10 protein-coding genes are annotated in these 8,368 nt (G+C 72.0%); 7 read left to right on the plus strand and 3 right to left on the minus strand.

Annotated features, from left to right (window positions below):
• Positions 1-56: 56 nt before the first annotated feature.
• Positions 57-1,529, plus strand: a complete 1,473-nt coding sequence (locus tag Aau02nite_RS04120) for a family 43 glycosylhydrolase (protein WP_212986947.1) — start codon at positions 57-59, stop codon at positions 1,527-1,529.
• A 13-nt stretch (positions 1,530-1,542) separates the two neighbouring features.
• Here the strand turns inward: Aau02nite_RS04120 and Aau02nite_RS04125 are convergent, their stop codons facing one another.
• On the minus strand, positions 1,543-2,784 hold the full coding sequence (locus Aau02nite_RS04125) for an RNA-guided endonuclease InsQ/TnpB family protein (protein ID WP_212986948.1): 1,242 nt from the start codon (positions 2,782-2,784) through the stop codon (positions 1,543-1,545).
• Between the two features lie 34 nt (positions 2,785-2,818).
• Between Aau02nite_RS04125 and Aau02nite_RS04130 the strand changes: the two genes are divergently transcribed.
• The gene (locus Aau02nite_RS04130; RefSeq protein ID WP_212986949.1) at positions 2,819-2,992 is read left to right on the plus strand and encodes a hypothetical protein; all 174 of its coding nucleotides are present in this window, start codon (positions 2,819-2,821) and stop codon (positions 2,990-2,992) included.
• Between the two features lie 290 nt (positions 2,993-3,282).
• On the opposite strand, the gene Aau02nite_RS04135 is transcribed toward Aau02nite_RS04130, so the two are convergent.
• On the minus strand, positions 3,283-3,453 hold the full coding sequence (locus Aau02nite_RS04135) for a hypothetical protein (RefSeq protein ID WP_212986950.1): 171 nt from the start codon (positions 3,451-3,453) through the stop codon (positions 3,283-3,285).
• 177 nt (positions 3,454-3,630) lie between these two features.
• Positions 3,631-4,812, minus strand: a complete 1,182-nt coding sequence (gene ligD, locus Aau02nite_RS04140; RefSeq protein WP_212986972.1) for a non-homologous end-joining DNA ligase — start codon at positions 4,810-4,812, stop codon at positions 3,631-3,633.
• Positions 4,813-4,997: 185 nt separating this feature from the next.
• On the opposite strand from ligD, the gene tsaA reads away from it, so the two are divergent.
• From tsaA to Aau02nite_RS04165, 5 genes are all read left to right on the plus strand, one after another.
• A complete protein-coding gene (tsaA, locus tag Aau02nite_RS04145) occupies positions 4,998-5,408 on the plus strand; it encodes a tRNA (N6-threonylcarbamoyladenosine(37)-N6)-methyltransferase TrmO (RefSeq protein ID WP_212986951.1) in 411 nt (136 codons plus the stop codon).
• A 10-nt stretch (positions 5,409-5,418) separates the two neighbouring features.
• A complete protein-coding gene (locus Aau02nite_RS04150) occupies positions 5,419-6,354 on the plus strand; it encodes a DUF2332 domain-containing protein (RefSeq protein ID WP_212986952.1) in 936 nt (311 codons plus the stop codon).
• A 37-nt stretch (positions 6,355-6,391) separates the two neighbouring features.
• Complete coding sequence (locus tag Aau02nite_RS04155; protein WP_212986953.1) at positions 6,392-7,033, plus strand: TetR/AcrR family transcriptional regulator; 642 nt, start codon at positions 6,392-6,394, stop codon at positions 7,031-7,033.
• A gap of 1 nt (position 7,034) precedes the next feature.
• On the plus strand, positions 7,035-7,712 hold the full coding sequence (locus Aau02nite_RS04160) for an enoyl-CoA hydratase-related protein (protein ID WP_212986954.1): 678 nt from the start codon (positions 7,035-7,037) through the stop codon (positions 7,710-7,712).
• A gap of 116 nt (positions 7,713-7,828) precedes the next feature.
• Positions 7,829-8,311, plus strand: coding sequence for an ATP-binding protein (locus Aau02nite_RS04165; RefSeq protein ID WP_212986955.1), 483 nt, complete (start codon positions 7,829-7,831; stop codon positions 8,309-8,311).
• Positions 8,312-8,368: the final 57 nt, after the last annotated feature.

The raw sequence follows: 8,368 nt of genomic DNA on the forward strand, positions 1-8,368 counted from the left end.
TGACCGTTAACACTCATGCGTAACTTGGGCGAAACACTCGACGAAGGGCGCCCCGCATGACCGTCCCCGCGATTCCCCCTGCCCGGCCCGGCCGGTGGCGCCCGGCCCTGATCGCCGCCGTCGCGATCCTCAGCCTCGTCGCCGCGACGTTCGCGGGCGCCACGCCCGCCGCCGCCGCTCCCGCGGTGCAGTACACCAATCCGCTGATCAACCAGCGGGCCGACGCCCACATCGTCAAGCACACCGACGGCTACTACTACTTCACCGCGACCGTGCCCGAGTACGACCGCATCGTGCTGCGCCGGGCCACCACCATCCAGGGCCTGTCCACCGCGCCGGAGACGGTGATCTGGCGCAAGCACGGCAGCGGCATCATGGGCGCGCACATCTGGGCTCCCGAGATCCACTTCATCGACGGCAAGTGGTACGTCTACTTCGCCGCCGGCGCGACCAACGACGTCTGGGCCATCCGGATGTACGTCCTGGAGGGCACCGGCGCCAACCCGCTCACCGCCTCCTGGGCCGAGAAGGGCCAGATCCGTACGTCCTGGGAGACCTTCGCCCTGGACGCGTCGACCTTCGTCACCAACGGTGTGCGGTATCTCGTCTGGGCACAGGCGGAGCCCGGCATCGACACCAACTCCAACCTCTACATCGCCCGGATGAGCAACCCGTGGACCATCACCGGCACCCCGATGCGGATCGCGGTGCCGACGCTGGCCTGGGAACGCCGCGGCGGGGTCGAGGTGAACGAGGGGCCCGCGGTGATCCAGCGCAACGGCCGGGTGTTCCTGGCGTACTCGGCCAGCGCGACCGACGCCAACTACTGCCTGGGGCTGCTGACCGCCTCCGCCACCAGCAACCTGCTCAGCGCGTCCTCGTGGACCAAGACCCCCGACCCGGTCTTCGTGAGCAATGCCGGCACCGGCCAGTACGGCCCCGGCCACAACTCGTTCACGACCTCCGAGGACGGCCAGAGCGACATCCTCGTCTACCACGACCGCAACTACCCGACCATCAACGGCGACCCGCTCAAGGACCCGAACCGGCGTACCCGGGTGCAGAAGCTCTACTGGAACGCCGACGGCACCCCCGACTTCGGCATCCCGGTGCCGGACGGCGCCACCCCGGTCCGCCTGAAGTCGGCCAACTTCCCGGACCGCTTCGTCCGGCACTGGGAGTACCGGGCGCGCATCGAGGCCGGCGTCAAGCCGCTCGCCGACTCCCAGTTCCGCCTGGTTCCCGGCCTGGCCGGCGGGTCCACGGTGTCCCTGGAGTCCACCAACTTCCCGGGCTACTACCTGCGGCACAGCAACTTCGAGGGCTGGGTACGCCGCGACGACGGCACGGCGGCCTTCCGCGCCGACGCCAGCTTCACCCGCCGGCCGGGCCTGACCGGCAGCGGGACCGTGTCGTTCGAGTCGGTCAACTACCCCGGCCGGTACCTGCGCCACTACGACAACCTGATCCACGTGCAGGCCGTCGCGACGGCGACCGAGCGCGCGGACGCCACCTTCATCCTCGATTGACGATCTCTCTGCCCTAAAGCTTAAGGACGGAGTTTCCCTCCACGCTGCGCATGGAACACGCGGCGTCCGAGCGGATTACCGCTTCGCCGCGCGGTGCCACCATCGCTAGTGGTCTGATCCGCGCTCCACGGTCGTTTAGGCTCTCGGCGCGTCCCGCCGCGAGCACGTTCATGGCCGCGTTGACGTCCCGGTCATGGGCCGACCCGCATGGGCAGGTCCACGACCGAACGTCCAGGGCCATCTTGTCGTTGATCCGCCCGCAGTCCGAGCACATCCGGGTAGAAGGGAAGAACCGGTCCACCCGGGCAAACGTGCGCCCGTACCGGGCGGCCTTGTACTCCACCATGCCCATGAACGACGCCCAGCCGGCGTCGTGCACGGACTTGGCGAGCCGGGTCCGGCCGAGACCGACGACGCACAGGTCTTCGACGTACACCGCTTGGTTGTCGCGGATGATCCGTGTCGAGAGCTTGTGCTGCCAGTCCCGCCGGGTGTCGGCCACCCGCGCGTGCGCGCGAGCGACCTTCACGACGGCCTTCTTGCGGCGGTTGCTGCCCCTTTGCTTGCGGGCGAGGTCCTGTTGCAGGCGCTTGAGGCGGCGGGCAGCCCGGCGCAGGAACTTCGGCGCCGCGACCTTCGTAGCGTCGGACATGACCGCGAAATGGGTCAGGCCCAGATCGATCCCGATCTCGGACTCGACCGGCGGTAACGTCTCGCCCGCGCCGGTCTGCACGACCAACGACGCGAAATACCGTCCCGCCGCGTCCCGGATCACCGTGACCGAGCTGGCCTCGGACGGCAGCTCCCTCGACCAGCGGACCGGCACGTCGCCGATCTTCGGCAGCCTCAGCCGGCCGTTGTGCAGCACCTTGAATCGAGCGTTTCTGGTGAACCGGATCGCCTGCCGGTTGTCCTTGCAGGAGCGGCGCCGCGGCGGGGCCACCTTGCGGCCCTTGCGCTTGCCCGTGACCGAGGCGAAGAAGTTGCGGTACGCGGTGTTGAGATCCGCCAGTGCCTGCTGCAACACCACGGCCGACACCTCGCCCAGCCACGCCCGCTCCGGGGTCGCCTTCGCCTCGGTGATGATTCGGCGCGACAGCTCGCCATCCGAGACGTACTTCCGGCCCGCCTCGCGTGCCTGCTGACGCAGACGCAGCCCGTCGTTGAACACCACCCGCGCACACCCGAACGCCTTCGTCAGCTTGATCTGCTGGCCGGGCGTTGGGTAGACGCGATAGTTGTAACGGAGCTGCACAAGGGGAAGAGTACACAAAGGTTACTATGTCGTCATGGCCGACACCCCGAATGAGATCAGCGTTCGCGAACTGAGGCTGGCGCTCGCAGGCACTCTCAACAACGTCACCGTGCGCGGCCGGATCATTTACGTGACCAATCACGGCCGGCGCATCGCCGCCATCGTGCCGGTACCGGTGGCTGAGCAGAGCGAACAGATGCGAGGTTAAGGCTTTGCTCGGACCCTGGCGGGCGCTCCCAGCGTGGGCCTTTACCCCGGGCCTGATGGCCGGAGCACTGGCCCGCATTCCGGTAGCCGGGGACGGACAGCGGATACGGCGACCTCTCAGTCACCTGACACGGTCTCGCCGTCGTCGGAATTCCCAAGGAGAGTCGTGTCCCTCCCCCAGCAGCAGTCCGCCGCCGCCCCTGGCCAGGCCGTCCCCGGCCAGGGCCAGTTCCTGGTCGTCGCCTGCCGGATGTGCGGGAGCGTGCCGGCCGCGCCGGTGACCTTCCGGGGTCACCAGGGCTTCGTCATCGTGATGCGGTTGCTGAGCCAGCCGGGCCCGTTCTGCCGCGACTGCGGGCTGGCCACCTTCCGCGCGATGACCGCCCGCACCCTGGTCCAGGGCTGGTACGGCTGGGCGTCACTGGTCATCACGCCGATCACGGTGGTGATCAACCTGGTCAAGCGGTCAGGCGGCCCACCACGGCGCGCTGCAGCCCAACCCGTACGGGCCGAGCCGGCCGCCGATGGACCCCGGCTCGCGGCTACTGCAGCGGCCGATGGCCGTCATCGGGCTGCCGATCCCGCTCGTCCTGATCGCGCTCATCGCCTTCGCGATCAGCCAGGACTCCTGACCCACGGTCACGCCGCACCGGTGCGACGGCGGGTCTCGCCGAGGTCGCCGAGATCGACGCCGGCGCGGCCGAGGAGCTGTTCCACCGCGGCCAGGTCCAGGCCGTCGATCACGTTGTCGGCGTGCAGCAGGCGGTACGAGCGCTGCCCGTCCCGCCGGACCACCTCGACCCGCCACCTCCCGTCCGGCGTGGCCAGCGCCCCCTCGACCTCGGCCGGGGCGGGGACGGTGGGTGCCGGCTGCCGGCGCGCCTCGGCCGGCGTGCGGTCGGGCCGCAGCCCCCGCCACGAGGGGTGGCGCATGCGCCCGTCCGGTGTCCAGTTGCGGAAGGCGACCTCACCCACCAGCGCGGGTTCGACCCAGTGGGCGTGCCGGGCGTGTTCGCGCGGGACGTCGGGGACCGGCGGCGTGGCCCGGGCGAGCGGTGCGAGCTGGTCCTGGAGCTGCCGGAGCATGACGTCGGTGAAGCCGGTGCCGACGTGCCCCGCGAACCGCAGGGCACCCGGCCCGTCGAGGACCCCGAGCAGCAAGGAGCCGATGGTGCCGGCCCGGCGGCCCGCGCCCGGCTTCCAGCCGAGGATCAGCACTTCCTGGGTACGGATGAGCGGCACCTTGGTCCACGAGTCCGCGGAGCGACGGCCGGGCCGGTAGGGGCTGCTACGCCGTTTGGCGACGACGCCCTCCAGGCCGCCCAGCTCGGCCGCGCGCAGGATCGTCGTGCCGTCGACCCCGGCGAAGTACGGCGGCGTGCGCACCGCCGGGGACTCCAGCGCCAGCCCGGCGAGCACCTCCCGGCGCCGGTCGTACGGTTCGTCCAGCAGCGACTCGCCGTCCAGCCACAACAGATCGAACACGTAGTACACGACCGGCACGGCCGCCAGCAGCGCCGGGCCGGGCGCGGCGACGTGCATGCGGGCGGCGAGCTCGGCGAAGGACGGCCGGTCGCCCGTGTCGAACGCGACGATCTCGCCGTCCAGGATCGCCGACCGGCCACCGAGCAGGCCGGCGAGCGCGCCCAGCTCCGGATAGGTGGCCGTGACGTCGTTGTTGTTGCGGGACAGCACCCGTACGTCGCCGCCGCTGACGTGGGTGATCGCGCGGACGCCGTCGTACTTGAACTCGTACGACCAGCCCGGGCCGGCCGGCAGCGGCCCGGCCTCGGCCAGCATCGGCGGGATCACCTCGGGCATGGTCACCCGATCGGGCTACCCGCTCCTGATCAGGACGACACGGCCGCCCGCGAACTACTGCCGTGTAGTTCGCGGGCGCTCGTCGACGAAGTTCAGGAGCTCGGTGGCGAATGGGGCGACGACGAGGTCCGCAAGGTGTTGACCCGGCCTTAGCATCGGGGTGCGCCGTCCACCGGGAGGTAGAGATGCCGGACATCGTCGTGGTGCCGATCGGGATGGTGCGGTCCTCGCTCACCGACCCGCGGGAGGCGCCGCGCCAGCCCGACGAGGGTGCGCCGCGAGCGCGGATCGAGCTGACCCCCGAGGCGGCCCCGGCCGCGGCGGACCTGCGCGCCGGCGACCGGATCGTCGTGCTGACCTGGCTGGACCGGGCGGACCGGGCCACCCTGCGGGTCCGGCCCCGCGACGATCCCGAGCGCGAAGAGACAGGCGTGTTCAGCACCCGCTCGCAGGCTCGGCCGAACCCGATCGGCCTGCACGAGGTGACGGTCACGGCAGTCGACGCGGGAAGGATCACGGTCGACGCGCTCGAAGCCGTCGACGGGACGCCGGTCCTCGACATCAAGCCCGTCCTGACGGACGTGCAGCAGCGGTAGACAGGGCAGCATGACCACCGCCGACCGGTACGCCGAGTTCGCTGCTCGTGAGACCCACGGGATCTCGCCCACCTATGAACGCCTCTCGTACGCGGTCGCCGCCGACGCCGAGCTGCTGGCCCTCATCGGCACGGTGCCGCCGGACAAACAGCAGCCGAATCTCCTGTTCGCCGTGGCGCGGTCGCTCGGCGGGCCGGTGCAGGACCCGGACGCGTTCCGGGCGTGGATCCGGGCGCACTGGACGGCGATCGAGTCGCGGCTGCGTACCCGGGCCACCCAGACCAACGAGGCGGGCCGGTGCGCCGTCCTGCTGCCGGTCCTGGCGGCACTGCCGCAGCCGCTGGCGCTGCTGGAGGTGGGCGCGTCAGCGGGCCTGTGCCTCTATCCCGACCGGTACGCCTACCGCTACGGCCCCCACACCCTCGGCGTCGGCACCCCGGTCCTCGAGTGCGCCGCGACGGGCCTGGTCCCACCGGCGGCCCTGCCGCGGGTGGTGTGGCGCGCCGGCCTGGACCTGAATCCGCTGGACGTCACCGATCCGGAGGATCTGGCCTGGCTCGACGCCCTGATCTGGCCCGAGCACGGGCACCGCCGCGCCCGGCTGCGAGAAGCCGCTGCCGTCGTCGCCGCCGACCCACCGTTGCTGGTCCGCGGCGACCTGGTCGACGATCTGCCGGCCTTGGCGGCGCAGGCCCCGGCCGACGCGACCCTCGTGGTGCTGCACACGTCGGTGCTCTACCAGGTGCCGCCGCCGCGGCGGGCGGCGTTCGCCGAGCTGGTGACTGCCCTGCCCGGACACTGGGTGGCCAACGAGGCCGCGGAGGTTCTCGCCGACGGCCCGTTGCCGGCCCCGCCGGACGACGCGCTGTACAACGTGCTGTCCCTCGACGGCAAGCCGCTGGCCTGGACCCGGTCCCACGGTCAGGCGCTGACCTGGTTCGGCTGAGCGTTTATTGGAGCACTCGCTCTGATATAACTGTCGGGTGCCGCGCCGCCGCGTCCACGACCTGGACCACCTGCTCGACACCGCCGAACGCCTCGCCGCCGAGCGGGGCGCCGGCGGTGTCACGGTGCGTGGCCTGGCCGCCGCGGCCGAGGTGCCCAACGGCACCATCTACCACGCCTTCGGCTCCCTCGATGCGTTGCTCGCCCGGGCCTGGCTGCGAGCGGCGGATGCCTTCCTGCGCCTGCAGACCGACCTCATCGACGAGGCCCGGCCGGGCGGGGCGCGCGAGGCGGTGGTCGCCGCCGCCACCGCGCCGGCGATCTTCGCCGGGCAGCGCCCGGCCGCGGCGCGCATGCTCTTCACCGTCCGGCGCGAGCAGCTGCTCGGCCCGGACCTGCCGGAGGCCGACGCCGACGCCCTGCACGGGCTCGACGCCCGGCTGGTGCAGGTTCTGATCCGGCTGGCCGAGCTGCTGTGGGACCGCCGCGACCGGTACGCCGTGGAGGTCGTCACCACCTGCGTGGTCGACCTGCCCACGGCCCTGTTCCGCCGCGCCCTGACCGGCCCGTCCACCGACGGCACCGTGCTGATCGACGCCGACCACCGCCGGCGCCTCGCCGCGGCGGTCCGTGCCGTGCTCGACCTCCCGCCGCCCGCACCACCTACCCGGAAGGGCTGACATGCCGACCCTGCACCAGGACCACCCCGTCCACGTCCTCGACCTCGGCGACGACGAGAACCGCTTCTCACCGTCCTGGATCACCGGCGTCAACGACCTGCTCGACGTCGTCGTGCAGGGGTCCGAGGCGGCGGCGCTGGTCACCACCGGCCGGGGCAAGTTCTTCTCCAACGGCCTGGACCTGGGCTGGCTGGGCGAGAACGGCGACCAGGCACCGCAGTATCTCGCCGACGTGCAACGGCTGCTGGCCCGGCTGCTCACTCTGCCGGTGCCGACCATCGCGGCGGTCAACGGGCACGCCTTCGGCGCCGGCGCGATGCTGGCCATGGCCCACGACTTCCGGATCATGCGGGCCGACCGCGGCTACTTCTGCTTCCCGGAGGTGGACGTCACCCTCCCGTTCACCCCCGGAATGGCCGCGCTGGTCCAGGCCAAGCTCACCCCGGCCGCCGCGATCGCCGCGATGACCACCGGCCGTCGCTTCGACGGCCCCACGGCGGTGGCGACCGGCCTGGTCGACCGCACGGCCGACGAAGCCGCTCTGGTGGCCACGGCCACCGAGGCCGTGCGACCGCTGGCCGGCAAGGACCGCGGCACTTTGGGCAGCATCAAGTCCACGATGTTCGCCCCCGCGGCCGCCGCTCTGCTCGCCGCCGCGCCGGCCGTTCCCGCGAGGTGACCCCGGCTACGGCCGGCCGCGCGGGGGCCGGTCCGGCGTCCCGGGAAACCGTTGTCCCAGGACAACGATGCTTTTGCCGGTCTCGGCGCCCGGCGCGGCCGGGCTATGGTTCCTGGATGGCCCCGCCGGATTCCCCGCCCACCCACGACCCCGGTGCGGGCCTGGGCGCGAGGCCGGTGCCCTCGGCGACCGAGGTGTTCGCCCGCGACTTCGCCGTCGCCGACATCACGGATCTGCGGCACGATCTGCGCCGCCACGTCGCCGTCGCGGGACTGCACGACGACGATCTCGACGACTTCGTGGCCGCCGTCAACGAGCTGGCCACCAACGCCGTACGGCACGGCGGCGGACAGGGCTCCCTGCGGCTGACGCTGGACGGGGACACCCTGATCGCCGAGGTCAGCGACCGCGGCGGGGGATTCGGCGGCGAGCTGCCGGTGACCGCCGGACCACCGGCGGCCGACGTCCCGGGCGGCCGCGGCATCCTGCTGGCCCGCCTGCTCACCGACACCCTGCTGATCAGCGACGGCCCGGACGGCGTCACGGTCACGGTGACCCGCTGCATGTCGCCACCGCCGTCGGCGCCGCGCCAGCCCTGACCACCCACCTGCGGGTCGTGGCGGCCCTGATCACGTGCCTGCGGGTCGTGGCGGCCC

The sequence above is a fragment of the Actinoplanes auranticolor genome, assembly GCF_018332655.1.
GTDB classification, from domain to species: domain Bacteria; phylum Actinomycetota; class Actinomycetes; order Mycobacteriales; family Micromonosporaceae; genus Actinoplanes; species Actinoplanes auranticolor.